At 67.0% G+C, this 1,760-nt stretch carries 1 protein-coding gene; it reads left to right on the top strand.

Annotated elements, in window-relative coordinates; translation table 11 throughout:
- The coding region (locus tag A9X05_RS07665; RefSeq protein WP_067780427.1) for a 2-oxoacid:acceptor oxidoreductase subunit alpha at positions 1-1,757 on the top strand (1,757 nt) is incomplete at its 5' end.
- Between the last annotated feature and the right edge of the window lie 3 nt (positions 1,758-1,760).

Below are 1,760 nucleotides of genomic sequence, written 5' to 3' on the forward strand. Positions count from 1 at the left end.
TCCGTGCCCCCGCAGGGACCCTGCCCGGGGTCTCCTCCTTCCAGATCCAGATTGCCGACTACGACATCCTGACCGCCGGTGACCGCCCGGACGTGCTCGTCGCGATGAACCCGGCGGCGCTCAAGGCCAACCTCGGCGACCTGCCCCGCGGCGGCATGGTGATCGCGAACTCCGACGAGTTCACCAAGCGCAACTTGACCAAGGTGGGTTACGTAACGAATCCGCTCGAGTCCGACGAGTTGTCCGACTACGTCGTGCATTCCGTCGCCATGACCACCCTGACGCTCGGCGCCGTGGAGGCGATCGGCGCGTCGAAGAAGGACGGCCAGCGCGCCAAGAACATGTTCGCCCTCGGCCTGCTGTCGTGGATGTACGGCCGCCCGATCGAGACCAGCGAGAAGTTCATCCGGGAGAAGTTCGCCCGCAAGCCCGACATCGCGGAAGCCAACGTGTTGGCCCTCAAGGCGGGCTGGAACTACGGCGAGACGACCGAGGCGTTCGGCACCACCTACGAGGTTTCGCGGGCGACGCTGCCGTCCGGCGAATACCGGCAGATCTCGGGCAACACCGCGATGGCCTACGGGATCGTCGCCGCGGGTCAATTGGCCGGCATTCAGGTGGTGCTCGGCAGTTACCCGATCACGCCGGCGTCGGACATCCTGCACGAACTGTCCAAGCACAAGAACTTCAACGTGATCACCTTCCAGGCCGAGGACGAGATCGGCGGCATCTGCGCCGCGATCGGCGCCTCGTATGGCGGTGCCCTCGGGGTCACGAGCACGTCCGGCCCCGGCATTTCGCTGAAGTCCGAAGCGCTGGGCCTTGCGGTGATGACCGAATTGCCGTTGCTGGTCATCGACGTTCAGCGCGGCGGCCCCTCGACGGGCCTGCCCACCAAGACCGAGCAGGCCGACCTGCTGCAGGCGTTGTACGGCCGCAACGGGGAGTCGCCGGTAGCCGTACTGGCGCCGCGCTCGCCGTCCGACTGCTTCGAAACCGCGATCGAGGCCGTGCGGATCGCGGTCTCATACCACACGCCGGTGATCCTGTTGTCTGACGGCGCGATCGCCAATGGCTCGGAGCCATGGCGGATTCCGGACGTCGGCACGCTGCAGCCGATCAAGCACACCTTCGCCAAGCCGGACGAGCCCTTCCAGCCGTACAACCGCGACCCGGAGACGCTCGCTCGCCAATTCGCCGTTCCGGGAACCCCCGGCCTGGAACACCGCATCGGTGGCCTGGAAGCGGCGAACGGTTCGGGCGCCATCTCCTACGAGCCGGTCAACCACGACCTGATGGTTCGGTTGCGGCAGGCCAAGATTGACGGCATCACGGTTCCCGATCTCGACGTCGACGACCCGACCGGGGACGCCGAGTTGCTGCTGATCGGCTGGGGCAGCTCGTACGGCCCGATCGGTGAAGCCTGTCGGCGCGCGCGGCGCAAGGGCGTCAAGGTGGCACACGCGCACCTGCGCTACCTGAACCCGTTCCCGGCGAACCTGGGCGAGGTGCTGCGGCGCTACCCGATGGTGGTGTGCCCGGAGATGAACCTCGGCCAGCTGGCACTGTTGCTGCGCGGCAAGTACCTGGTCGACGTGCAATCGGTCAGCAAGGTTCAGGGTGTCGCGTTCCTGGCGGACGAGATCGGGCGCGTCATCCGCGCCGCGATCGGCGGCACGCTGGCCGAAATCGAGCAAGACAAGACGATGGTCGCCCGAATGGCGGCGGCAACGGTGGGAGCGGGAGCTAGCGAATGACCG

Origin of the sequence: Mycobacterium sp. E3298 (assembly GCF_001666895.1) — a bacterium.
Classification (GTDB): Bacteria; Actinomycetota; Actinomycetes; order Mycobacteriales; family Mycobacteriaceae; genus Mycobacterium.